The sequence below is a fragment of the Adhaeribacter arboris genome (assembly GCF_003023845.1).
Classification (GTDB): domain Bacteria; phylum Bacteroidota; class Bacteroidia; order Cytophagales; family Hymenobacteraceae; genus Adhaeribacter; species Adhaeribacter arboris.
Genome location: NZ_PYFT01000001.1, coordinates 3,980,685 through 4,005,425, shown reverse-complemented (window position 1 = coordinate 4,005,425; position 24,741 = coordinate 3,980,685). Strand labels below are relative to the sequence as shown.

Below are 24,741 nucleotides of genomic sequence, written 5' to 3'. Positions count from 1 at the left end.
GGCGCCGGGTTTCCGGACAGGCTATCTGCTATATTCATTCGTTTTTTTTTGTGCTATTTACTTAAAGCGAAGCATGAGCATATTTTTGTAAGTCCAATCAACTTCGGGAGCCTGTCTAATCCCTATCCATTCTCATTTCAGAGCATATTTAATCAATTATCCAAATCCAAATATTATGAAAACAAAGTTTCTGCCCGTTTGGGCAACCGGGGTACTATTGCCTCTTTTATTATTGATCGCTTGTAAAGATGATCTGGAAAACACAAAAACCAACTCACCCAAAACTTACTTGTTGGTGCATGGGGCTAACCATGGGGCGTGGGCCTGGAAGAAAGTAGCTCCCCTTTTACAAGCCCAGGGCCATCGGGTTCTGGCAATTGACCTGCCCAGTCATGGTAATGACAAAGCGCCTCCGGAAAAAGTTACGCTGGCTGATTATGTGCGCAAAGTGGTGGATGTCGCCCAGGCCCAACCCGGACCTATTATTCTGGTCGGCCATTCGGCGGGCGGCGTTACTATTGCCCAGGCGGCGGAGCAGTTGGGAACCAGCAAGGTGGAAAAATTAATTTTTCTGGATGCTTTCCTGCCTAAAAATGGAGAATCGGTTTTTTCGCTGGCCGCCAAATTTTTGCCACCTTCCGGTACCGGAGAACCTACCTTTGCCGATAGTTTTATCTTTGACCCAACTGGCGCTACCTTTACTTTAGATACCGCTAAAGTGGCCCACTTTCTTTATCACGACTGTTCCGCTATAGATATTGCGTTCGCGAAAGCAAATTTAAGTAAGCAACCCGTGGCTCCGTTCGCCACGCCGGTCCAGGTCAGCGATGCTGTTTACGGCGCTATTCCTAAGTATTACCTCATTTGTTCGGAAGCCCGGAATGGTAACATGTCCCAAATGGCTACTAATGTGTCCGTGAAGAAAACAGTTACCATGAAAACCAGTCATTCGCCTTTCTTTTCTCAGCCGGAAGTTCTGACTGATTTGATCAACAGCTTTAACATAAACTACTAATGACGACTGCATCGATTTGTATATTTCTGCTCTTAGCCACCACCTTAAAAGCGCAACATACGGCAGATTCGCTGGCCATCCGCGCCATTCTACAGGAAGAAGTAAGTTCCTGGAATAGCAAAGATGCACTTACTTATGCCAAAAATTTCTCCGAACAGGGCACCTTTACCAATATCCGGGGGATGTTTTTTACCGGGCACAAACAATTTTTTGACCGCCATGCGGACCTGTTCGAAGGGTTATTTTCGACAACAGTATTGCAGCAGGAAGTAATATCTTTCCGGTTTCTGAAGCCGGATGTAGCCATTGTGGAATCGCTTACCTGGCTCTCCGGATTCTCCCCAGAGAATGCACCCAAAGGAGTATACCTAGATTCACAAGGGCGTATCTTTACGCAACTACTACAAGTTTTTCAAAAAGAATCGGGCGTCTGGAAGATAGTAGCTTATCATAATATCGACTTGAAAGAAGACACTCCTGTTGCGGGTCGCAAGTAAGTAGCCGCGCTTAAAGTACTATTTCAAACCAGTCGGATTTTTAAAGGATAAACTATAAATACATATGTGGAAAAAGAAAAAAATAACGACCGTCTTCGGGCTTGGCTTGGTCATTTACGTTGGGGTGGGAAATCTAATTCACCACTATATTTTTCCAGAGCCAGAACCTCCCGTCGATATGTATCCGGTGACTGGTGACAGTATTGTCAACGACTTTGCTGGTGAAAAGATTATTTTTATGCAATCGGGAATGGAGACAAAAGGCGCCTATTCTATCCGAGAGTTTCACCTGAAGCCAGGCGGTGCAGTGCCCCGCGCGCACATCCATCGGGACTATGAGGAAACGTTTAAAGTTATACAAGGAAGGCTTACGGTGATTTGCAACGGCTCGGAGCACGTACTACGACCGGGAGATTCCTTGACAATCCCCAGAGGGACGGCGCACCAACCGATTAATAAAGGTACTGTGGAACTGGTTACTATTAATAGAGTCTCCCCGGCAGCCAGGCATGATTTGATGCTGGCCCAGACGCACGGATTTTTAACGGAAAAAGACCAACCCAGATCTAAAGGAGAATTTTTTCTTTAGGCCATGCTATTTGTGGATTATTATAGAACGTATACCGCCGATATACCTATACCCGCCCAAAGAATTCTGTCATTCCTTCTGGCGCCAACAGCAAGGCTCTTGGGTTACCGGACCTGGCGACCGCACTATTCTAAGAAATGGAAAAAAACGGTATAAAATTGTCTTCGGGAGCGGGTTAAGTTGCTCGGAATAAAACGCTAGGTGGTGGTGCTTCATAAGTTTTTTCTGAAGAGTTGCCAGGAGTAGTTAATGCTACCACGCGAGCGGATGATTTCTAACCTTTGCTATTAGAATAATGCCAAGAAATTTAAAAATTTTAGTACAACTCATTCAAGGATCGATTTTAAAAGAAATTCCCCAAACATGGGGATAGGTTACTTTCCTGATTTTACAGGTTGTGGCTTTTTCTTACTAAAACCACCCTTTTTGGGTATTGCGGTTAATGGTTAAATTCCCGCAATTTGTTAATGATTATCAAGCATTTTCCTTAGCTGTTTTTGTTATTAACTTTCATCTTAAACCGTACTTTATCAGCTTTTAACAATGACGCCAATCCTCTCTTATACCGAATGGGTGAAAGCCGCCGTAGCCGGAGAAACTACCGCCTGGAATAAGCTGCATAGCCAATTTTACCCGGGAATGTACGTAATCGCTCTTCGTATTTGTCGTAGTCCGGAACTGGCTACCGATGCGGTGCAGGATGCCTTTATCAAGGCTTATTTGCAACTTGCTCAGCTCAAGGATCCGCAAAAATTTGGGGGTTGGCTCCGGCAAATTGTAACGCGCATGAGTTATCGGGTTATAGCGCGTTACCAGAAAAATGTACCGCTGGAAAGCTTGGCTTTAGAAAAAGAAACTTATTGGGAGGATGAAATTAACCGGCAGATGGAGCAGCATTCCGCCCAACATCAACTCCACAGTGCTTTGGCGCAATTGCCCGATGTACTGCATAAAACCTTACTGCTTCGCTATTTTTCTAATTACCAAGCGTATGAACAAATTGCGGCTATTTTGGCGGTGCCGGTAGGAACCGTGCGTAGCCGACTAAATGAGGCTAAACGCAAACTGGAAGAAGCCTGGGAAAAACACGAAGACGCCAGTAATAGTAACCTCCTGGAAAACGAGGAATGGAATGATTTTTACCAAACACTTTACGGAGAAATGCACGCGCAGGAAAGCAGTAAAATTAAGTTCCTGCATCATGTACAGCATAGTCAAATCCGGTTTACGAACGGCAAAAAATTTTCCGGAGGGCTGGTTTTAGAGAAAATGGTGGAAGAAGATCGTCAAGTGGGGAGCTGGCTGCAACCAGTCAAGGTTTTTAGCAGCGGCAGCCTTTCGGTTATTGAGGCCCAGCACTTTAATTCCAGCGAACACCCGGACCATTGTCCGCCTGCTTCGGTGGCTATTATTAGCCGGGATAAAGGAAAAGCCAGCCAGGTCTTTATTCACCCCTCCGAAAAATAAATTCGGGTTTAGACCGAACTTTACAACCAGGTGCTGTCTCCTAGGGAAAAAGAATAACATGAAAATTCTGATTCTGGGCGCATCCGGTGCTACCGGGCAACATCTGGTCCAGCAAGCGTTGGAACAGAAACACCAGGTAACGGCCTTTGTCCGTGATTTAACAAAATTAAATGCTTCTCATCCGCAACTAACGTTGGTGCAAGGGAATGTAAGCGATTTAGCAACCGTTCAACGAGCTATTGTGGGCCAGGAAGCAGTGGTTTCGGCTTTAGGTGCTAACCGTATGTTTCAGTTCGACCAGGTTTTAGTTGATGGAATGGCCAATGTTATTAAAGCCATGGAATCCAACGATGTCCGCCGGATAATTTATTTATCGACTTTAGGCCTGCCAGAAAGCCGGAAGGAGGCGGGATTTATGATCCGCAACCTGGCCCCTATCCTTTTACGGACCGAATTCAAAGGCCACGAGCTAAGGGAAAAAATGATTCGGAAATCGAATCTGGAATGGCAGATTGTCCGGGCGCCTATTTTAACCAATGGCCCCTTAACGAAAAAGTACCAGAGCGGCGAAAACTTAAAATCTAACCAGTTTGTCACTTCCTTATCCCGGGCGGATACGGCAGATTTTATGCTGAGCCAATTAACTGATTTCCGCTATTTGCGCAAACCGGTCCGACTGATGCCCGCTTTAAAGTAAATTTTATAAATTTTTCTGAACATGATGAATGCAAATCCATTAGATGTTATTGTGATCGGTGCCGGTCATGCGGGGCTGAGTGCCAGCTACTTTCTAAAACAACACCAACTCCGGCATGTGGTATTGGAACGGGGCACTATCGGGGAATCCTGGGCTTCTCAAAGATGGGATAGTTTCCGGATGAACACGGCCAATAAATGGAATACCCTGCCCGGATGGGAGCCGGGTGCAACAGAATCGGAAAGTTTCGGAACGGCTCCATCTTTGGTAGCATCGATGGCGAAGTACGTTCAAATGCATGAACTGCCGGTACTAACCAATGCAACGGTTAGTAGCCTGGATAAAGCTCCTGAATCGGACCTGTTTCGGGTAAAGGTCCAGCAAAATGGAACCACCAAAATTTACCTTAGCCGGCAAGTTATTGTCGCCTCTGGAGCGCAAAGTCAAAAACAACCCGCCTTGCTGGCCAGTAAAATCGACGCGAACATAAAACAGTTACATAGCAGTGAATACCGAAATGCGGCTGATTTACCCCAAGGCAACGTGTTAATTGTGGGAAGTGCGCAATCGGGTTGCCAAATTGCCGAAGATTTGGTTCAAGCTGGACGAAAGGTTTTTCTTTCCACCAGTAAGGTTCCCCGGTGCCCCCGGTATTATCGGGGCAAAGACATTATGGATTGGCTGCTACTCACCGGTTTTTTTAACGCCCGTCCGGAGGATATTACGGATTCCGCCCAACTGCATTTGCGGACACCGCTGCTGAAGGGCAACGACCATGGCCGAAAAACGCTTAGCTTGCAGTCTCTGGCCCGTATGGGCGTAACCTTATTAGGGAAACTTCAGGATGTAAAAGGTGATTCTGCTTCTTTTACTACTGATACGCTGGCGCATGTTCAATTCGCCGACGAATTCTCCAAACGGGTGAAAGGTTTCATTGACGGTTTCATCGCCGAAAATAAACTCGAAGCCTCTTCAGCTGAGTTGGATTCCGACGATGAACCAGATGATTTATTGAATTTTTCCGCGGTACCGAGTTCTATTCAGCTTAAAAAGGAGGGTATCTCTACCATAATTTGGGCAACGGGTTTCCGGCTGGATATGGCGTATATGCAATTGCCGGTTTTTGACGATTCGGGAAATCCGGTACACGAACAAGGTAAATCCTTAGTAGAAGGTTTGTACTTTTTGGGGCTTCCCTGGCTAAGAAACCGTAAATCCAGTTTGCTAATGGGTATAAAAGAAGATGCTCAGTTTATTATAGATTGCGTTCATAAATTCTCTCAAAAAAGAGTAAGGGCAGTCCTTTGATCGAAGTAAGTTTGGCTACTTCGTCCAACAACTTATAAGCGATTATCTAAGTAATGAAACCTTCGCAATATCATCAAAAGTTTTCCTTTGAAGGGGTTGGGGGATGATGAATGAGTATGAATAATATCGTTCTTATCCATTTGATTCTATAACCAAGGAGCTATTTTTCTTTGGATAGGTGAGTTGTTTTCTGGTTTTGCTGGCTTCGCGTTGTGTTTGTTCCCGTTATTAATCAATCCGTAATTAATATAAATTCTATGTCACGTTTCATTTTTTTAGTAAAGAATGTATTGCTCTACCTGTTGCTCCTGATTGTTGGCTTGTATGCCGGCATGCACTTTTTCCATGAAATGTGCCCCGTCGAAACGCAATTAACGCCTTTGGAATACGGCCGGTACTGGAAAATAGTGGACGGTACTTTTATGCATTCGCGCATGGGAGTTATGGGCCCTTTAATGATAGGTTTATTTGGACTGAACCTGGCCCTACATTTAAAAAACTGGAAAAGCCTGACTTTTCTTCTTCTAATGGTCTCCTTTGTGTTTTTCGGGTTAGATGTGGCCTTTACCGTAAAAAAACAGTTGCCCATTAATACCTATATTAACCAACTAGACTTGCAAAATATGACCCCAAATGACCTAACGGAGCTGGCCCGAGTTCAAACAATTGCCATTGCTAATTTTCAAAACCGGCTGGTATTGGCGCTCGCTTCCTTCGCTACTCTTTGCATAATACCATTTAGCAAGATAAGCGCTAACAATAAGGAAGTAACTATTCCGAAGTAGTATTATTCCATTTATTGAAAGCTCGTCGGAAGGTAGTATGATCGGCATAACCCATTAATAAGGCCACATCGGAAACTTTTTTATTTTGATTTTTCATAATGGCCGAGGAAAGATGTTTTTGCAGGTTCTGACAAAGCTTCCGGTAAGTCGTATTATCCGCCGCTAATTTTCGTTGCAGCGACCGGGTATTTAAACATAACCGGGAAGCCATCACATCAATAGGGGGGATCTGGCCTTTAAACTCGGTGAGGATGATACGTTGTACTTTTTCAGCAAAGCTATTTTCGTTTTCCAGGTGCTTTTGCTTTTGCTCCAACAGGCTGTTGAACAAAAAGAATAATGACCGGTCGTGGCTGAGAACCGGCACCTTTAGTTGGTCTGGGTGGAAGACAAAATAACTTTGGGCAGCGTTAAAACTAACTTCGCACTGACAGATTTTCTGGTACGCTTTACTGTCCATTTTGGGATAAGCCAAGTATAATTTTTCCGGGTAAATATTTCTGCCCGAAAGAATATACAATAGGCGAAGGGTTCCGGATAAGGCGATATCGGTAGATTGCCGGGCACTGAGGGGGTATTTAGCGGTATACAACAGCACGGGGTCGAAGTAGAAATAAACCGCCGAATTAATCTTTTTAATCGAAAATTTAAAAATAGTGGACCATGTATTTCCATACTTCACAATGGCTTCGAGTACTTCTTGTACATCCCGGCAGGTTTGTAAGAGGTGCCCCATGATACCGAATACCGAGGGGCGTACGTCCTACCCCATGTGTAATCCGGCGAACGCATCCCCGCTTAAATCAACGATGTGGTCCCAAAGATAGGGTGCTGTTTCCCAATCAATCATTTGTTCCGCCTCGTTCAGGGCATCTGGTCGAATGCCGGCTCTGTCGCATAATTGGTTAAAGTTGACGCCCCGGGCCGCGGCACCATAAACCAAATCACGTAAAATGGACATTTGAAATTTCATGGTATCTGGAGCAGTATTTTGTCGCAAAGTACATTACCCAAGCAAGAATACCTGTAATAATTTTGTAATCAAATTACTGGCTATTAAAACAATGGGAGTAAACTAGAAAGCCTGGCACTATAGGCAACTACCAAACAGCTTATTTACCAGAATCGAATTTCGGATTCCTGTTTACCAGCCACGTAGTAAATAAAAACAAAATAAACTTACAAAAAGAAAAATTTAACGCAAAGATGGATTGTTTGAATGCAAGTAAAATTATGGAAAAACCTGGGCTAAAAACAGCCGGGAGGGTACGCTGGGGAACGGACAACGGCATGGACCGCACCATTGTCAATCCTATTTTTAAGGATACCGCCACGTTCCTGAAAAGTGCTGCCGAAACGGGCGGGAAATACAGCGAGTGTGAAGTAACTCTTTTACCCGGAGGGAAGAATGTACCCCATATTCACCAAAAATACAGCGAAAAGTTCACGGCTTTGCAAGGAAACTTAGGTGTAAAAGCAGGCGGTAAAACGATTATTTTAAATCCGGGGGAAACCTTTACGGTACCGATTGGGATGGTGCATTGCTTTTTTAATCCTGGCCCGGAGACTATCCGGTTTAATATTGTTCTCTCGCCTGGCTTTGCAGGCTTTGAGTACATGCTCCGCATTTTGTACGGCATGGCTAGAGATGGGCAAACGAATAAGAAAGGTCTACCTAAGAGTTTAGCCCTTACCGCCTTAATAGCCGAAATTGGCGATACCTCCCTCCCCGGTATATTTGTACTACTCGCGCCATTACTTAAGTCTCTGGCGGCCCGGGCCCGAAAACGCGGCGAGGAGCAAAGGCTCATGAATACGTATTGTAAAAACGTATCTTAATTATAACTCCGGAACAGGAATGAAGGCGAATGCCTATTTGCTTTACCATGCAGATGTAAAAATACTTAGCTATTTAGGCCTTTATTTTAATTTTTAAGCCATCAACTAGCTGACGAATACTCTTTTAAACGCTTCCTTATTGGGGTAGGCCCAACCCCTTATTCCAATTGGGCTCCATTGACTTTATATCAGTAAACAATTCATCAATTCTATGAAAACAAAATTTTTGCCCTTTTGGGCAACCGGTATTTTATTGTCTTTTACCATGCTTACCTCTTGCGAGAAGGACTTAGAAAAACAACTGCCACTAGTTAAACCAGCTGGTAAACCAGGCGATAGCAGTTCGACAATTAAAAAAGGTGTTTTCCGGGGAGTGCCCATTACGTACCAGTTAGTAAATGGACAGGCTATTCTGGAAGGGGACATGGCCCTTACCGCCGAAGATTTATTTGAGAGCACAAGTACTACTAGTCCAATTGCCCGCACCTCCGGCGCCGGCATGGCCAACAAGAACTACCGCTGGCAAAACTTTACGGTTCCCTACGAAATTGAGCCGGGTATGCGGAAGGATATTATCCTAAAGGCGATTGCCGCCTGGGAAGTAAAAACCCCGCTCGAGTTTGTACCCCGTACCAATCAGAAAGATTATATAAAATTTGTAAAAGACCAGAATATTAACTTATCCAGTGTGGGCCGAATAGGTGGTCCGCAAAACATCTGGTTAGTGGATGATTGGAGCCTGCGGGTGGTAACCCACGAAATCGGCCACGCCATTGGCTTGTTCCACGAACACATCCGGCAGGACCGGGATAATTATATCACCATTCATTGGAACAACATTAAACCTGAAGCAAGGCCCCACTTTAACAAATGGCCGGTTGGTTATGGATTTGATTTCGGAACCTTCGACTATCAGTCGGTAATGATGTACGGCCCTTTAGTCTTCGCGCAAGGCAGCCAACCTACCATGACCCGGAAAGACGGTCAGCCTATTGACCCCGGCCTCACTCCATCTAATCAGGATGCCGAGACCGTAATTTCGATGTATTCGAACCTGTACATTGTGAAAAATGGATCCCTTTTCGCCGTAAATATTAAAGATGGCGGCATGGCGAACTTGGGAGGGGGCTGGTCCGGTGCAGGCAAAACGCTAGCCGAAGACGATCGCTACATCTGGGGCATGCAAGGCCGTAGCTTATGGAAGACCAACCGCTTTAATGGGGCCTACGAAAAGGTAGGTAACGGTTATTGGGAAAATCCGGTGGGCGTAACGGGGAAAGATCCCCAGGGCAATTTATATGCGCAACAAGGCATCTATCTTTGGAAAATTGATAAATACGGAAACCACAGCCGCCTGGGCGGACCCCAAGCCCTGGAAAATTGGAGCGGCACGCAGGCCGTCTACTATCATAAAAATTTCTTGTACGTGGTTTGGAAAAATATTCTTTACCAAATAAATACCACCACCGGTAAGCCCGAAAAGATGTACATGAATCAGCCCTGGTACGATGTAAAAGGCATTGCGGCCATGGAGGGCTCCTCGGACGAAATTTATGTCATGCGCGGTGAGCAATTATTTCGGGTGAATGTGGTTACCGGTGCCGTTACAGGTGGCGCGGTTTTCCCCGGAACAACCCTGATGACGGGTTACTCGGGTAAGCTGTACCTGATAAGTGGCAGTAAATTATTCAGCGTAAATGTGTTCGGCGAAAAGCAATCCATATCCGCTGGTTTTCAAGGCACTACTTCCATTGGGGCCACCACTAATCCGGCTCTCCTGCAATAGTCTATTTTAAAAGTTCTAACCTTTCCTCCGGGTTACTCCGGCTCGGAGGACCTATCCAACAATTCAATCATGAAAAAAAATAACAATTCAAGCGCATTATTCTTGTTGCCCGGCATTTGCTACCTGGCCGAGTTCGTGGTGTGGTCTTCTTATCCGCCGAGTCATTCCCTTAACGCTATTCTGGGTGGTTTATGGACCCTGGGCCAAGTTGGCATTCTTATTATCTTATCGAATTTGTACCGCTGGAAAATCGCCGGCGGGAGCAAATGGAAAATACTAGGCGTTTCAATCGCGGCCGCGGGAGCTATATCCTACTCGATTAATTACATTTTCGGTTACTGGTTTAATTTAAATACCAGAATGTTCCTGCCTTTAGGTGCCTTATTATCAGGCGTTGGTATGGTAATTACGGGCATTCAGGTACTGGCGGGCAAACGCTGGCCGGGCTTTAAAGGCACCTTGCCGCTCTTCGTCGGGCTCTATCCTTTTCTGGTGATGTTCCCGCTGCTAATTATTACCGGCCACCCGGACTTAGTGGCCATCATGGGCTGGGGCGTGCCTTGGCTTTTCCTGGGTATAGGCATGGTTACCGAAAGAAGCACATTAAAAACTACGCCTCAATACGAGTTTTAAATCAATTTCGGTCAGCAACGCATTATCCATCAAAACTCATTATCAAACCACAATGATGCAGTCCATTCATTTAACAAAAGCCGGAACCGGCAAGTATTTTAAATTAGGCTCCGACCTGGTTGTAGTAAAAGCCGGCAGCCAGGAAACAGCCGGAACGATGCTGGTATTAGAAGTAACCGTACCGGCCGGCAGCGGCCCACCCATGTTGCACCGGCATATATACTCCGAAACTTTCTACTTTCTGGAGGGTGATTTTATGGTAAGTACCACTAACAGCCATTCCCGGCTGCAGACCCAAATCGTACAACCCGGCGATGTGCTGGCTATTCCTTCCATGGCTTGGCACAACTTCAAAATGCAAGTGATATTCCCGGGCGTTTTTGGTGGTGCACAGTTCGCCGGTAATGGAAGGCTTGCTGCAGGACTTAGGCCAACCTTTAAGTGAGCCTATCTTACCAAATGCGCCGGAAACACCACCTACTCCGCAGCAATTGCAGGCCATGCGGCAGGTGCTGGAAAAATACATGGAGTTTCTGCCCTCAGGCCAACTCCTGAATTAATTACCGCTGAAATTTTTGAAAGTAAACAATTCGACAAATGCTTGAACTCTTATGGGTAAAGGCTCAACCTTAGATAAAGGCTATTCATTATGAATAAAACTTTTAAATCTTTTAAAAAAATCTAACTGTTAATCCGAACAATCCTTGAACAATAACAAGGAGGTATCATTTTTATTTATACTTAAAATCACCGTTATGGAAAGAGCTTACAACTATATTTACCTATTCTTTATAAGTATTTTGTTGGTTGTCGTATGGGGATTCTGGAAAACATATATTGTGTTCTTTCCCTCTTTCCAAGGGTTTGGATATACGCACCACATGCATGGACTACTGATGATGATGTGGATCTTGATGCTTATTGTTCAGCCGCTATTGATCAGGGCCGGAAAGCTGTCGCTGCACAGGGCTGTCGGTAAAGCATCTTATGTTGTCGTGCCATTGCTGCTTCTTTCCATTTTTATGGTTGGCAAGATTAGTTACAACAAAATGATTCCCGCATCACCACAGCAAGCCATTGCCAGCACCGCGCAGATCATTCCTGCACTCTTTGCCTTTGCTGTTCTTTATGGCCTAGCCATTTGGAAAAAGAAGAAATCCCGCATTCACATGCGGTATATGTTGGGAACCTCCCTGCTTATGATTGGCCCGGCGCTGGGCAGGGTGCAAATTATATATTTCAATGTACCGTTTCTGGAAGCCGTTGACTATGCTAATTACCTTATAATGGCTATTGCTTTCCTGCTGTTGGTATCAGATATTTTTCAGAAAAAGCCTGTTGCGCCGTATTTAATTACCCTGCTGGTGATGGTAGTGGGACACCTGGCCTGGCAGTTCAGGGATGGCTTTCTATGGCAGGCCGTTGGCGAAAACTTTGCGGCTATTTTTTATTAAACTCAACTATGTCCACAATCCGGCGATGTACTGGCTGTTCCGTCCATGGCCTGGCGTAATTTTAAAAATACGGGTGATACCCCCGGGCGTATTCTGCTAGTGTTCAGAAGGTTTGCTGCAGGAATTAAGTCAGCCTTGGGAGGAGCCTTCCTTATTGGTGGCTGAGGAGGAACTTCCTGCCTCACAGCAATGGCAAGCCATGCGGCAGGTTCTGGAAAAATACATGGAGTTTCTGCCACCCGACAAACTAGCGGTTTAGTTCCGGCTGGAATTTTCAACTTAAATGGTTAACAAAAATTTGTGCGATAGTAGTCGCATCAGAATTTCAGGACCGTCCTCAATTTTTTCTATTTCAAACTCTAAATCATTCTAAATAATTTAAACAATTTAATTATGAATCCAAATACCCTGCAAAGACGGTTTTATAATCCCGTCCAGAAAGATTACGTCACTTTTTTAGAAACTTCCCGGGAAAGCGGCGGCAAACGTACCCACGGCTTGTTGGAAGTGGCGCCGGGAGGCAAAGTAAATCCGCATTACCACAAAACTTTTTCCGAAACCTTTATCGTGCGTTCCGGAACCCTGGGTTTGCAATTAGGTAGCCGCAAGTTGGTATTGCAGGCCGGAGAAAAAGCTACTGTGCCGGTTAATACATTGCATGCCTGGTCCAATACCGCCCAAGAAAGGCTGGTATGTGATGTAATTCTGGAACCGGGAAACGAAGGGTTTGAAAAAGCCTTGCAGGCCGGCTATGGCTTGGCCACCGATGGGCTAATGCAGCCTAATGGAATGCCCAAAAATATCTGGCATTTGGCCCTACTGGTAGAATTATCGGAAACCAAAATTGCCGGCGGTGTCCGCCTGCTGAACGGTCTGTTCGGACTAATGGCCAAAATTGCCCGTAAGTTGGGCAAGCACAAGGATTTAGAAAAGTATTATCAGCTTTATTCATGATAGCAAATATGAAAACCAGAACTATGTTCTCTCTTGCCGTACTCCGTCTCCGGCTCGTCTGGCTCTACACGTTACTCGGTTTACTTTTATCGGGGGGATTAATGAGCTGTGAGAAAGAAGAGGTAAAACCCCAGCCGGAAAAAACGGAGCAGTGGGTACTCGACCGGTTATATTTTGGCCGCTCGATGCCCAACGGAAAAGAAGTATCCGAAAAGGACTGGAGTTTATTTGTGGATCAAGTTATCACTCCCCGCTTTCCGGACGGCCTCACCTTATTAGATGCCGAAGGTCAATGGCAGGAAGAAGATGGGGCTATTATCCGGGAATCTACCTTTATTTTGGAAATTGTCCATCCGGAAAGTAAAGCCGATGATGAGAAACTAGATACCATTATTGCGGAGTACAAAAAACGCTTTCAACAGGAATCGGTATTGCGGGTAACGCATCCGGCCGAGGTAGAATTTTAAAATTTTCTCCTGCTTACCTGCTTAATCAAGCAGCCGGTTTATAGGGTTAACAAGAAGGCAAATGTCGGCAAAAAAGCCATAACACTTATGCTGGTGAAAGTGGTAATGAAGATATTTAATAGCACTTTTCTATCCATATCCTTTACAGACTTCGCTCATTGGCTTTCTGAATGAATCCGAAGCGGGCGCTCAACTTAGATTCTCCATTAAAAGATTCATTTTTCACTAAAATTTTATTTCTCAAATGAATACATTCCGACTCTTAGGTAGCCTACTGGCTGCCACTTTACTTTTTACGCAACCGGCTGATGCCCAAGTTGAAAATTTCTTCATCGGACAGCAGGCGGGTGCAAACAATATTACTGGTAATAGAAATACGTTCGTGGGTACTTTTACCGGATTCAGCAATCGAAGCGGCAGCGACAATGCTTTCTTTGGTCATTCTTCCGGATTTAACAATAGTACCGGTAGCAGCAATGCTTTCTTTGGTCGTTCCGCTGGACTGAGCAATTTTACCGGTAGTTCTAACACTTTCGTAGGTAGCTCGGCAGGACGACGTAGCACAAGTGGCATAGAGAATACTTTCATAGGCAGTACTGCCGGAGAAAACAACTTTACCGGTAATGGTAACTCTTACTTTGGTTTTCGAGCCGGTATTCTTTCTTCTCAGACTAACCTCACCAATGCCACGGCCATTGGCCACCGAGCCATAGTATCCCGCTCCAACGCATTAGTCTTAGGCAGCATCGCTGGTAAGAATGGCGCTACGTCGGATGTGAACGTCGGCATCGGCGTAGATGCGCCCACTTTTCAACTGCACTTGTCTAAAAATTCGGCGGCCAAGCCCGGCAGCAGCAGTTGGACCGTAGCTTCCGACGGAAGGTTGAAGAAAGATGTGCAGGCGTTTACTGATGGTTTAAATGTGCTCTTGAAGGTAAATCCGGTTAAGTACTACTACAACGGTAAGGCCCAAATGCCCACCGAGAAAGAATACGTCGGGGTAATTGCCCAGGAAATAAAAAAAGTAGCTCCCTACATGGTAGACGAATTCCTCTACGAGAACACTACCGGCCAAGAAGAAAAATACCTCAACTACGATGCATCGGCCCTCACCTATATACTAGTTAATTCGGTGAAAGAACAGCAGAAAATTATTCAGGCTATGCAGGCAGAAAACCAGGAACTAAAGCAGCAAATGGGCCAGATTATAGCGGTGGTGGCCAAACTTCCCGGCCACCTGACAGAAGTTAATGGCAGCACTGCTCGCTTGTGGCAAAACGCCCCCAATCCCACTGACCGTACCACGGTCATAAAATATTGGGTACCCTCATCTGCCACCTTTGCCGCTATTACGCTTTTCAATAGCAACGGGCAGCAAGTAAGTAGCTATCATCTGAAAACCGGCGAAGGAGAAATTACTTTACCAACGGGAACCCTGGCTGCCGGAACCTACGTGTATGCGCTGTTGGTAGATGGAGTCCAGATAGAAAGCAAGAAGTTGGTAGTACTAAAATAGGACCTTTAAAAAGACCCGGAAATGAAAATTGAAGAAATCATTGCAATGGAAAACAAACTACTACAAGGAATAAAATCCAGTGACGTAGAATTGCTAGACCAAATGCTGCATGACGATTTACTATTTATAACCCCAAACGGACAAGTGGTAACCAAAGAAATGGATTTGGCCTCTCATAAGGCGGGTGAAATGGAAGTGGAACACCTACTGGCAACGTTTGAGGACGTAAAAATAATTGGCGACAATGCCATTGTAGTAGTTGTGTATGACACCAAAGGAAAGATGTTAGGCAATCCTATCCAAGGTCAATTTCGCTACATCCGCGTTTGGAAAATGTTCACGGATGGGTTAAAGGTTATAGGAGGAAGTTGTTTCCAAGTGTAAAATTTTAAAAATAAAACTATATCCTATTCTGTCAGACCTTGCATCAGTAATTAGCTTAACTCACTAGCCATTTACGATTAAATATTCAGCGAATATCCTAAAGTATTACCCACCCGCTACGCAGTAAGTGATAATGCAAGTAATGCGGGGTATACCACGATGCTAACGGAGTTGAATCCCAAGATAAGACCTACATAACCACCAAAAATTTAACATTTTGACAACTATTCAACCAATCTTGCCCGGCGAACGTTACCGCTTGCTGGACGTTTTACGGGGCTTTGCCTTACTCGGGGTGCTCGTAGCCAATATGGCGACGCTCTCCGGCTACTTCTTCTTAACGGAAGAGGCGAAAAAAGCATTCAGCTCTTACCCGACGGACCATTTCATTAGCAGCCTCCTCTTGCTAATTATCGACGGTAAATTTTATTCACTCTTTTCGTTGCTCTTTGGGATTGGCTTTGGATTGCAACTGCAGCGATCCTTCACCAGCGGAATGAACTTTCCATCACTTTTCCGGCGGCGCTTACTAATTTTGTTAATCCTGGGCTTATGTCACGCTATTTTTTTGTACCCGGGCGATATTCTTACGGTGTATGCGTTGCTGGGCTTCGTTCTGTTGCTTTTCCGGAATTTCTCGGACAAAAATTTACTGCGCGCGGCCTTAATCCTACTGCTGCTCCCTTTAATTCAATACGCCATAATGTTGGGAGTCCACTTCGTTAATCCCCCTCTTCCTAAACCGGCTGGTCCCCGAATGCTGGATCAGATGATCCAGATGTTCCGGACCGGAAGTTACCTCGATATAATAAAAGCGAATTTAGGAGGATTGATTTTCGGGCGGTACCCCGACCTTTTGTTTACCGGACGCTTTTTTAAAGTTTTAGCCATGTTCCTGATGGGTTTTTATATCGCCCGAAATAAAATATACGCCCAGGTGTCAGCTTATCGGCCACTTTTAAAGAAGGTAATACTTGGGGGAGTCATCATCGGGATTCCCTGCAACCTGGTGCTGGCCACCATGGTAAACATGAGCGATTACAAGGAACTTCAACCAGCAGGAATTATTCAACCTTTGGCCTATGCCTACGGGGTACCGGCTTTGTGCCTGGGCTATGCGGCTATTTTTGCCTTATTATACGAAAAGCCGGCTTGGAAAAAGCGCTTCGCTTTTTTTGCCCCAGTGGGTCAGATAGCTCTTAGCAACTACCTCCTGCAATCGCTGATTTGTGTATTCATTTTTAAGAGTTACGGCTTCGCCATGGAAGCGCAGGTGGGCCCCACAAAATTGCTACTCATTGCTTTTGCTATTTACAGTTCCCAGGTAATTTTTAGCCATATCTGGGTGCGTTACTTTTTCTTCGGGCCGGCCGAATGGCTCTGGCGCTCGCTAACCTACAAAGCATGGCAGCCATTGCGCAAGAGCCGGTTTAGTAATCAGTCCATTGCTGTGAGCTGATAGATTCGCCGTCTAATTTCAGTCAGGCATCAAGCCAAATTATTTTTACTAAACAACCGGATCGTTAGCAGCTTCTAAAACATTTTTTATCTGGCTCAATCAAAACCTTAAATCAAAAGATTCTACTTTTTATTCATTTTTATTTTTTCAAACCTTTAAATTTCTATGAAAATCCATTACTTGCCCTTATGGGCAACCGGCCTCATATTGGCTAGTTCATTACTTAGTTCCTGCGAAAAAGAGCTGGAACCAACCAAACCGGCTCCGCCGGTTGATACTTCTAAGTCAGACAGTATCGGTATTGTAAAACAAGGTACGTTTAAAGGGATGCCCATTACCTACCGGGAAATTAAAGGCAAGGCTATCTGGGAAGGCGACATTTTGCTATCCGCCGAAGACTTAGCTCCCGTAAAAAGTCCGGAAATTCCGAATGGCCGGGTAGGCGGAGCCGGCCTGGCCAACAAAGATTACCGTTGGCAAAACTGGAAAGTGCCTTATGTAATCGGGCCGAATCTCAATAACGAAGTGATTAATAAAGCTATCCATCATTGGGAAGATAACACGCCGCTAGAGTTTGTTCCCCGGACTAATGAGAAAGATTATATCCAATTTACGAAATCGAATGATGGAAATAACTCCTTCATCGGCCGAAAAGGGGGAATGCAGGTAATCAATTTAGAGGATATTGGCAGTCAAGCGGTTATCACCCATGAAATTGGGCATGCGGTTGGCTTATTCCACGAACACAACCGCCGCGACCGGGATACTTACATCAGTATTCACTGGGATAACATCCAGCCGGACAAGCGGGAACAATTTAACCGCTGGCCTTTAGGCCAGGGCTTTGACTATGGTCCTTTTGACTACAATTCGGTGATGATGTATCCTTCTCACGCCTTCTCCCAGAATGGCCAACCCTCCATTACGCGAAAGGATGGTCTGACCTATGTGGCCGGCGCCTCCTTATCGCCTACTGACGTTCGCACGGTAATCTCAATGTACTCTAATTTGTACATTATCCGGAAGGGAGTACTATACTCCGTAAATCCCAAAGATGGCTCATCGGTAAACCTGGGCGCGGGTTGGAGTGGCGCCGCGAAAACCTTGGCCGAAGACGACCGCTACATTTGGGGCATGCAGGGCCGTAACTTATGGAAAGTAGACCGCTTTAACGGTGCCTACGAAAAGGTAGGTAACGGTTATTGGGAGAATCCGGTGGGCGTAACGGGTAAAGACCCGCAGGGTAACTTATACGCCCAGCAAGGCACTAAGCTTTGGAAAATTGATAAATTCGGCAACCACGCCCCAGTGGGCGGATGGGGCTCTATTGCGGACTGGTCGGGCACCACAGCCATTTATTATCACAAAAATGCCCTATACGTGGTTTGGAAGGATATTTTGTATAAAGTAAATACTACAACCGGGCAGGTAGAAAAGAAATATGCCGGGGTAACCTGGTATGATGTAAAAGGTATTGCCGCGGTGCATGGCAACTCAGACAAAATGTATGTGATGCGCAAAAACGCTTTATTCCAAGTAAACACGGTTACCGGAGCCATCCTGGGCGGGGAGAACTTTACCGATGTAAAAGCCATGACCGGCGTGGCAGGCTATTTATATATTGTTTCCGGCGCTAATCTGATTAAAATGGATGAGTTTAGTAATAAGCAGATTCTATCTAAGCTCTATGGTTTCACCGAGGCTATGGGGGCAACCCGCAATCCTAAACTTATTGATTTACAGTAGGCCACCGGAACAGCAACCGTGAGTATTCTATAAAGTATTTGCTTTTTAAGCTTATTTTTGCCTGAAACCCGGCAGGTTTTAAAATCTGCCGGGTTTGGGAAGCTTTACCGTTTCATCTTTATAATATTTAAGTAAGTACCGTCTATAATAATACTAAATGCAAGCTTGATTTTCCTAATAATTAAATAAACGACCATGTACATACCCAAGCTAAACGCCATGACGGAGGAATCCGAGATTTTAAGCTTCATGCAGCAGTATAGTTTTGCTACCATAATAACGGTAAAAGATAATCTGCCAACGGCTACGCATTTGCCCTTTAGTATTAGCAAAAGAGATGATACAATTATTCTGACGTCTCATTTCGCGAAGGCGAATACGCAATGGCAAGAAGTAACGGACAATAAGGTATTAGTTATTTTTACGGAGCCGCACGCCTATATTTCACCTCAGCATTACGATAAAGATTTAAACGTACCCACCTGGAATTACTTAGCTGTTCACGCCTACGGTACGGGTAAAATTATTTCGGAAAAGGAAGAAGTTTTTAAAAAGTTAGAGGCTATGATTACTACCTACGAAGCCGATTATCTAGAACAATGGCATCGTTTGCCGATTGATTTTAAATTAAAAATGCTGCATGGTATTGTGGCCTTTGAAATAGAAGTAACGGATTTGCAAGCCAAGAAGAAGTTAAGTCAGAACAAAACCGAAGCGGAGAAGCAGAGAATAATAGCCGCCCTGGAAAACAGTAAATACGACACAGAAAAGCAAATTAGTTTTTACATGAAAGAAGAGAATCAAACTACTTTAAAGTAACCAGTAAAATTCGATAAAAGAAAATACAACTCCGTCAGTCACACCTATCCTATTAGCTGCAGTTAGTTGGCTTTCAGATTATTTGCTCAGTTTCGTGATGGGCGTTAACAACACTTTTCTGAATTCTACTTCGGAACCTTCCGCCTGTAACGCAATCTGGCCCTGCCGGGCGGTAGCGTTAAAGCCATAGTTCACCAAATCGTTATTTACCCAAACTTTTACGGCATTGTCCAGGCATTCAATAGTAAGCGAGTTCCACTGGCCTAGTGGTTTTTCGGAGCCATCGGTTAGGTTGGGAATCCGGCGCAGTTTATCGCCGTTTACACCCCATTTTTCCTTTGGACCCCGGCGCTTTTCCATGTTAGGTACGGTTATATCTTCTTCGATACACCAAAAATCGCCGGCATTCTGATGCATCATTTGCACTTCGATGGATTTAGGGAACATTTCGTAAAGCGCCCTTGGGGTAGAAACATGCACCAGAGCGCCGCAGTTACCCGGTTTTGCCGCGAACCGGTATTCTAGTTCAAGGCGATAGTTCTGGTATTTAGCATCGGTAATCAAGTGGCCTTCGGGAGTTCCCAAACTAACTAATAGCCCCTTGCGAACAATAAAGGGATTTCTAGCTTTTGCATTATTATCCATTTGAGGGACATCTACATGCCAGCCCGTTAAATCTTTGCCGTTGAATAAACTTTTGGATTTTATTTGTAAAGAATCACTGGCCGAAGGACCTCCCGCGTTATTAGACTTAGTGAAAGAGAAAAATCCAAGAACCAGTAAAAGTAGGATGCTCATTTTGTTCATATTGCTACCCATGTTTTTTTATTTTAAAATATTCTTTTGGTATTACCCGTTCTTAAGGGTTGCTTACATATTTTAACTGATTTCTTTTCAATTACAAAATCAGCAACTTATTCTGGTACTTTCCTACTATAAATCAAGGAAAATATAATGAGCTTTGCTCCTGGCTTGTAAGCAGCACATACAATCGGTCCGGTAATTTACTGTTTCTCGGGAGTATTTATTTAATTTCTTCGGGTCTTCTTAATATGGTGAGGCTTTTTCTGCCATGTTATTTTATGACCTGTAATTTAAATACTTAATACCCTTTCTTTTTTACTTTTTTAAATTGCTCATCTACCAGAGCCGCTTCAAAAATATAAGCTTTCAGAAGGTCAGCCTCTATATTGGTGACATTCGTGAAATCTTACCAGCAAACTTGTTTCCAGCTCCCTTGGTTCAGGTAGTTTATTTCGTCGTGAAGTAAGTTGCCGTTGGTAAAACCAAATCTTACTCCTGGTAAGTTACCTGCTTGCCCCACTTTATAGATGCCGGCTAAATAAAACAAATATTCTTGTTTACCCGGTAATACGGCACATTGTAAGCTAATTTTTCGGTGCAGTTAGGCAGGCAATAAAAAAAAATTTCCGTAAAAATTCTACTACCGGTAATTCATCTTCGGGCAGATACGCCAGAAAATCATCTACGCTCTGGAAAGCAACATCCTGTAATTTATTTTTCGCCATGGAGAATACAAAATCCTGAAAATAAATGTTATAAACAGCTCAAATTAACTGATCTTAAGGGGGGCATTCCGGAAAATCCCATATTTCTTAACCGCAGTTGCCAATAATTCTTCATTCAAATTAGCGGACGAATCAAAAAGGGAAAGCAGCACTTTTATTTTATTTTTTTGCGGAACAGGTTGCCAAAGCCCAGCTACTTTTCCGTTTACCACCAGTATAGGTTTAAATATGCCATTACCGGTAATAGTTGCTTTTGAATAAGCGGGTAAAAGGGAAGCCGTTCGGTCTTTGTAGCTCACCATAAACTCGTCGAAAGCCGGCAGTAAATGCAAGTTTTCCTGCTTAGGTATTTCAATAGCAGCTTTTTCCGCGAACCAATACGTTTGGCCAACTACAATTTCAAAGATTAGATTAGCTTTAGTATGAGCCAGACCCAGGCGGGCATCGGTTAAAGACAAGCCACTCCACCAGGCAAAATCCTGAATGGTGGCGGGGCCGTGGCTGGTAAAATAACGCTTAGCCAGTTCGGCCAAAGCCTCGTTCCGGGAAAAAGTTTGGGTGGCGGGAGGTATTATTTCGTCTAGTAAGGCGTAGGTAAATTGTTTATTTCGTCTGGCCCCGTTACACACAATTCCCTCTATTTCTGCCTGAAACATAATATAACTAGCTCGTAAAGCATTGGTTGGAATACCCGCCTGGTTAAGTGCCGCCATTAGTTCTTGCCGGGTAAGCTGCTGGCCGCCCGCTAAAGATTTTGTCAGAATCTGGTAAATTTTCGGAAATAGTAGATCGTCTAATTCTAATTTCCGGTTTATGGAAGCGGCTATTCTTTTTAGGTGCGGCGCGGTTAACTGTAACATCCACCGGATATCGGGAGCAGCCACAAAATGCCAGGTAGGGCGTAAGATATGGGTCCGGATAATATGGCCTTGGTTAATGGCATCTTCTACAACTTGGTCGGTGCCATCCGGCACGCGTAAACCAATCGCCCATTTGGCCATTGCATAGTCTTGCGCTTGGATGGCTCCTAGCCAATGCACCAGCTCGCCCGGAGCCGTAAACTTCGTTCGTTCAATTTGCTGATTAAAAAGGCGATTCAGGGCAATATCAGCTGAAGTCATTTCTTGATGGGGTAATGGTGGTGTAAATATAAGACAGACTCAAAATCAGAACCGGACGATTCTATTAAATAACCAGATACTAAATATAAAAGTAAATTAAAGAAAGCGGCTTGGGTAAATGAATGGGCTATTTCTTCTTAATTAAGGGGTAAATACTTGTTCGTTAGGCAATTTTTATCTTCGGGTTGCCTTTTAACTATTTATACGGGCAGCCCAAAGCTATATTTGGGGCGAAAGGTTTTCTGCTATTTTTTGCAAAGTAGCCACGGTTTGTTCGTATTGTTGCTCGGTAATACCCGCCATAGCCTTTTGCCGGAAAGTTTTTTGCTGCTCAAAGCAAACTGCGTGTAAGGTTATTCCTTTAGCTGTAAGAGATAGTGGTTCCTCTTTTTCCAAAATCAATGAGTCTTGCTTCAGCGCTTCTAAAGTAGTTTCTAAGACACTTTTTTCGGCGAAGGGCTTTAACAGGGCGGTTAATTCGTTGGTATGTATTGGCTCTTTTTCCCGAATGGTATGCAGCATCTGCCATTTTAATCTGGTTAGTCCCAAAGAGCTTTGTAGCGCATCAATGCCCTGGGTAAGTAAAGTATCCGCTTGTTTTATCCAATAGCCAATGGGAAGGTTTTTTGCTTGCATGTTTACTGTTGCTGGTTGAGGGGTAAGAGCTATTTTTTAAAATAATTTTCTTGCAAAAAAATATTTAGTTAAGGAGTAAATTTTAATACTATTCGGCATCTTTTTATTACTTTTTTAGTGTGTTGCCGCGCACACTGAAATTTTTGCAGTACTATTTTGCACCTAATTTGGCAAAGATTGGATATGTAAAGTTAAGCCGGTAAATTGGTTATATTTTTCGACGGAATTATATAAACAATTAGGTATAAATATATTACATAATTGGCTGCTCCAACTACTACCAAACAAACAGACACACCCTTTAAAATAAAGGATTTAACAACATTCGATAGTATTTACCGGCAGTATTGGCCGGAATTATTCGATGTGGCCTATAAACGTGTGCATTCTCCGGAAAAAGCCGAAGAAATCATTCAGGATTTGTTCGTGGAGCTTTGGGAAAAAAAAGATCAGATTCAAATTAAAGAATCAGTAGCCGCCTATTTGTTTGGCGCGTTAAAGTTCCGGATTTTAAATCACCTGCGGCACGAAAAGGTTCGGGAAACCCACCTGCAGGTTGTCCGGGAAGAAGCCTCTGCTATTACTAATAATTTAGAAGAAGAAATTTACGTGAATGATTTAGAATCGGCGTATCAAAACCAGGTAAGTAATTTGCCCGAAAAATGCCGGGCTGCTTTCGAGTTAAGCCGGCGGGAACAACTTTCTTTTAAAGAAATTGCGCTTAAATTAAACGTATCGGTAAATACCGTGGAAAAGCAGGTGGGTAAGGCTTTACGCGTATTACGGTTTAATTTAAAAGATTTCACCTTCACGCTGCTGTTTTTGTGGCTATTCTAAGCCACAAAAATAAGTTATAACTAAATTCTTATTCTTTCCTATTTTTCGTGTCCTCCTTTCTTTTGTAGCTATTACCAGTTATGGGGTAGTGCTTTTCTAAATTTATTAAAAAATAAAAAATATTTTCTGTCGGGATGGCGGTAAGGGCAGGGGAGCAGTGTCCTATAGATGTACCGCAAAACCCCGGCGATGAAAACCCCTATTCACCTGCTTATTCAAAAATATTTACAGGGAACTGCTACTCCCGAAGAACGGGCTTTAGTAGAGCAGTACTATAATGCTTTTTCCGGAGAGCAACCCTACACCCCTGCTTTATCCGCGGAAGAAAAAAGAAGACTGGAAGAAAAAATTTTAGCAGGTATCCGGCAAAAGATTCAAGGAACAGTAATACTAAAAGCAGAAAAAGAAGCTAAAATTATTAGAATGCGGCCGGTTAAGTACCTTAGAGTAGCCGCGGCAGTTGTTGGATTGTTGGCGCTGGCTATTTCTTATAAACTGTTTTTCCGGGCGAATAAAGTTGTTTTAACTACCGATTACGGCGAGATAGCTACTTTTACCTTGCCCGATAGTTCCAAGATTACTTTAAACGGCAACTCGGTAGTGGAATATACTCCTTGGAATACGACGCAAAACCGCGAAATAATTCTGCAAGGCGAAGCTTTTTTCTCGGTAAAGCACACGCAAAACCATCAAAAATTTTTAGTGAATGTGCCCGGTAAAATGCAGGTAGAAGTGCTGGGTACCGAGTTTAATGTAACCAGCCGGCGCAACGACTCGCGGGTGGTTTTAAAATCTGGTAAAGTACGGTTGCATCTGCCGGATTTAGAGCAGGAAATTATTATGCAGCCCGGCGAAATGGTAGAGCTCGTGCCTCATACTACTAAAGTAGCCAAAACCAAAGTAAACCCCGAAAAATACTCCTCGTGGAGCAGCAAACTGCTGGTTTTAGATAAAACCTCTCTGCGGGAATTAGTGGCTATTCTGGAAGATACCTACGGTTTGCGGGTAACAGTAACGGACACAAGTTTGCTCCATCATACTTTTTCGGGCCGGGTACCGAAACAAGATGTAGAAGTATTATTACTGAGCCTGAGCAAAGCATTTGACTTAAAAATATCAAAGAATAATAACCAGATAACTATTCAAAAGGAATAGGCTCTTATTGTTGGGGCCGCTTTCGGACGGTTAATGCCATTACTTAAT

The 24,741-nt window shown here is 44.1% G+C and carries 29 protein-coding genes and 1 pseudogene; 23 read left to right on the top strand and 7 right to left on the bottom strand.

Annotated elements, in window-relative coordinates:
- The first annotated feature begins 175 nt into the window (after positions 1-175).
- The 7 genes from AHMF7605_RS16520 (at position 176) to AHMF7605_RS16490 (ending at position 6,358) form a co-directional block, all read left to right on the top strand.
- Positions 176-1,015, top strand: coding sequence for an alpha/beta fold hydrolase (locus AHMF7605_RS16520; RefSeq protein WP_106931166.1), 840 nt, complete (start codon positions 176-178; stop codon positions 1,013-1,015).
- A complete protein-coding gene (locus AHMF7605_RS16515) occupies positions 1,015-1,512 on the top strand; it encodes an SgcJ/EcaC family oxidoreductase (RefSeq protein WP_106931165.1) in 498 nt (165 codons plus the stop codon). The genes AHMF7605_RS16520 and AHMF7605_RS16515 overlap by 1 nt, the downstream gene beginning before the upstream one ends.
- Before the next feature lie 64 nt (positions 1,513-1,576).
- The gene (locus tag AHMF7605_RS16510) at positions 1,577-2,101 is read left to right on the top strand and encodes a cupin domain-containing protein (RefSeq protein ID WP_199200252.1); all 525 of its coding nucleotides are present in this window, start codon (positions 1,577-1,579) and stop codon (positions 2,099-2,101) included.
- Between the two features lie 543 nt (positions 2,102-2,644).
- The gene (locus tag AHMF7605_RS16505; protein WP_106931164.1) at positions 2,645-3,568 is read left to right on the top strand and encodes an RNA polymerase sigma factor; all 924 of its coding nucleotides are present in this window, start codon (positions 2,645-2,647) and stop codon (positions 3,566-3,568) included.
- Positions 3,569-3,626: 58 nt separating this feature from the next.
- The gene (locus AHMF7605_RS16500) at positions 3,627-4,265 is read left to right on the top strand and encodes an NAD(P)-dependent oxidoreductase (RefSeq protein ID WP_106931163.1); all 639 of its coding nucleotides are present in this window, start codon (positions 3,627-3,629) and stop codon (positions 4,263-4,265) included.
- Between the two features lie 21 nt (positions 4,266-4,286).
- Positions 4,287-5,573, top strand: a complete 1,287-nt coding sequence (locus AHMF7605_RS16495; protein ID WP_106931162.1) for a flavin-containing monooxygenase — start codon at positions 4,287-4,289, stop codon at positions 5,571-5,573.
- A 257-nt stretch (positions 5,574-5,830) separates the two neighbouring features.
- On the top strand, positions 5,831-6,358 hold the full coding sequence (locus tag AHMF7605_RS16490) for a hypothetical protein (RefSeq protein WP_106931161.1): 528 nt from the start codon (positions 5,831-5,833) through the stop codon (positions 6,356-6,358).
- Here the strand turns inward: AHMF7605_RS16490 and AHMF7605_RS16485 are convergent.
- Positions 6,345-7,106: pseudogene (locus tag AHMF7605_RS16485) on the bottom strand (AraC family transcriptional regulator ligand-binding domain-containing protein); the annotation flags it as partial. The gene AHMF7605_RS16490 and the pseudogene AHMF7605_RS16485 overlap by 14 nt on opposite strands.
- Before the next feature lie 15 nt (positions 7,107-7,121).
- A complete protein-coding gene (locus AHMF7605_RS31125; protein WP_106931159.1) occupies positions 7,122-7,331 on the bottom strand; it encodes an AraC family transcriptional regulator ligand-binding domain-containing protein in 210 nt (69 codons plus the stop codon).
- Positions 7,332-7,591: 260 nt separating this feature from the next.
- On the opposite strand from AHMF7605_RS31125, the gene AHMF7605_RS16475 reads away from it, so the two are divergent.
- The 14 genes from AHMF7605_RS16475 to AHMF7605_RS16415 all read left to right on the top strand — a co-directional run bounded on the left by AHMF7605_RS16475 (position 7,592) and on the right by AHMF7605_RS16415 (position 19,415).
- Entirely contained in the window at positions 7,592-8,197 is a 606-nt protein-coding gene (locus tag AHMF7605_RS16475) for a cupin domain-containing protein (RefSeq protein WP_158267535.1), read from the top strand.
- 211 nt (positions 8,198-8,408) lie between these two features.
- Complete coding sequence (locus tag AHMF7605_RS16470) at positions 8,409-9,983, top strand: M12 family metallopeptidase (RefSeq protein WP_106931157.1); 1,575 nt, start codon at positions 8,409-8,411, stop codon at positions 9,981-9,983.
- Positions 9,984-10,052: 69 nt separating this feature from the next.
- Positions 10,053-10,616 carry a hypothetical protein gene (locus AHMF7605_RS16465; RefSeq protein WP_106931156.1) on the top strand — a complete coding sequence of 188 codons (564 nt, stop codon included), beginning with the start codon at positions 10,053-10,055 and terminating at the stop codon, positions 10,614-10,616.
- A gap of 52 nt (positions 10,617-10,668) precedes the next feature.
- Entirely contained in the window at positions 10,669-11,061 is a 393-nt protein-coding gene (locus AHMF7605_RS16460; RefSeq protein ID WP_106931155.1) for a cupin domain-containing protein, read from the top strand.
- On the top strand, positions 11,021-11,176 hold the full coding sequence (locus tag AHMF7605_RS29795) for a hypothetical protein (RefSeq protein ID WP_158267534.1): 156 nt from the start codon (positions 11,021-11,023) through the stop codon (positions 11,174-11,176). The genes AHMF7605_RS16460 and AHMF7605_RS29795 overlap by 41 nt, the downstream gene beginning before the upstream one ends.
- A gap of 195 nt (positions 11,177-11,371) precedes the next feature.
- On the top strand, positions 11,372-12,070 hold the full coding sequence (locus AHMF7605_RS16455; protein ID WP_146153608.1) for a hypothetical protein: 699 nt from the start codon (positions 11,372-11,374) through the stop codon (positions 12,068-12,070).
- Positions 12,071-12,182: 112 nt separating this feature from the next.
- Positions 12,183-12,329, top strand: coding sequence for a hypothetical protein (locus tag AHMF7605_RS29790; protein ID WP_158267533.1), 147 nt, complete (start codon positions 12,183-12,185; stop codon positions 12,327-12,329).
- 134 nt (positions 12,330-12,463) lie between these two features.
- Positions 12,464-13,024 carry a cupin domain-containing protein gene (locus AHMF7605_RS16445; RefSeq protein WP_106931152.1) on the top strand — a complete coding sequence of 187 codons (561 nt, stop codon included), beginning with the start codon at positions 12,464-12,466 and terminating at the stop codon, positions 13,022-13,024.
- Positions 13,025-13,032: 8 nt separating this feature from the next.
- The gene (locus tag AHMF7605_RS16440; protein ID WP_158267532.1) at positions 13,033-13,491 is read left to right on the top strand and encodes a DUF3574 domain-containing protein; all 459 of its coding nucleotides are present in this window, start codon (positions 13,033-13,035) and stop codon (positions 13,489-13,491) included.
- Between the two features lie 244 nt (positions 13,492-13,735).
- The gene (locus AHMF7605_RS16435; RefSeq protein ID WP_106931150.1) at positions 13,736-15,007 is read left to right on the top strand and encodes a tail fiber domain-containing protein; all 1,272 of its coding nucleotides are present in this window, start codon (positions 13,736-13,738) and stop codon (positions 15,005-15,007) included.
- A gap of 45 nt (positions 15,008-15,052) precedes the next feature.
- Positions 15,053-15,391 carry a nuclear transport factor 2 family protein gene (locus tag AHMF7605_RS16430; RefSeq protein WP_199200251.1) on the top strand — a complete coding sequence of 113 codons (339 nt, stop codon included), beginning with the start codon at positions 15,053-15,055 and terminating at the stop codon, positions 15,389-15,391.
- A 217-nt stretch (positions 15,392-15,608) separates the two neighbouring features.
- Complete coding sequence (locus AHMF7605_RS16425) at positions 15,609-16,850, top strand: DUF418 domain-containing protein (protein ID WP_146153607.1); 1,242 nt, start codon at positions 15,609-15,611, stop codon at positions 16,848-16,850.
- A gap of 165 nt (positions 16,851-17,015) precedes the next feature.
- On the top strand, positions 17,016-18,596 hold the full coding sequence (locus AHMF7605_RS16420; RefSeq protein ID WP_106931147.1) for a M12 family metallopeptidase: 1,581 nt from the start codon (positions 17,016-17,018) through the stop codon (positions 18,594-18,596).
- A 195-nt stretch (positions 18,597-18,791) separates the two neighbouring features.
- Entirely contained in the window at positions 18,792-19,415 is a 624-nt protein-coding gene (locus tag AHMF7605_RS16415) for an FMN-binding negative transcriptional regulator (RefSeq protein WP_106931146.1), read from the top strand.
- A 78-nt stretch (positions 19,416-19,493) separates the two neighbouring features.
- Here the strand turns inward: AHMF7605_RS16415 and AHMF7605_RS16410 are convergent, their stop codons facing one another.
- From AHMF7605_RS16410 to AHMF7605_RS16400, 5 genes are all read right to left on the bottom strand, one after another.
- Positions 19,494-20,234, bottom strand: a complete 741-nt coding sequence (locus AHMF7605_RS16410) for a 3-keto-disaccharide hydrolase (protein ID WP_233219159.1) — start codon at positions 20,232-20,234, stop codon at positions 19,494-19,496.
- A 391-nt stretch (positions 20,235-20,625) separates the two neighbouring features.
- Entirely contained in the window at positions 20,626-20,766 is a 141-nt protein-coding gene (locus AHMF7605_RS29785; RefSeq protein ID WP_158267531.1) for a hypothetical protein, read from the bottom strand.
- 37 nt (positions 20,767-20,803) lie between these two features.
- Positions 20,804-20,944, bottom strand: coding sequence for a hypothetical protein (locus AHMF7605_RS29780; RefSeq protein ID WP_158267530.1), 141 nt, complete (start codon positions 20,942-20,944; stop codon positions 20,804-20,806).
- Positions 20,945-20,988: 44 nt separating this feature from the next.
- Positions 20,989-22,065: a winged helix DNA-binding domain-containing protein gene (locus tag AHMF7605_RS16405; RefSeq protein WP_106931145.1), complete on the bottom strand. Its 1,077-nt coding sequence runs from the start codon at positions 22,063-22,065 to the stop codon at positions 20,989-20,991.
- Positions 22,066-22,284: 219 nt separating this feature from the next.
- Positions 22,285-22,701, bottom strand: a complete 417-nt coding sequence (locus AHMF7605_RS16400; protein ID WP_106931144.1) for a MarR family winged helix-turn-helix transcriptional regulator — start codon at positions 22,699-22,701, stop codon at positions 22,285-22,287.
- A 261-nt stretch (positions 22,702-22,962) separates the two neighbouring features.
- Here AHMF7605_RS16400 and AHMF7605_RS16395 point away from each other — a divergent pair, with 261 nt between their 5' ends.
- Positions 22,963-23,538, top strand: coding sequence for an RNA polymerase sigma-70 factor (locus AHMF7605_RS16395; protein ID WP_106931143.1), 576 nt, complete (start codon positions 22,963-22,965; stop codon positions 23,536-23,538).
- 189 nt (positions 23,539-23,727) lie between these two features.
- Positions 23,728-24,693, top strand: coding sequence for a FecR family protein (locus AHMF7605_RS16390; protein WP_158267529.1), 966 nt, complete (start codon positions 23,728-23,730; stop codon positions 24,691-24,693).
- Positions 24,694-24,741 lie beyond the last annotated feature (48 nt).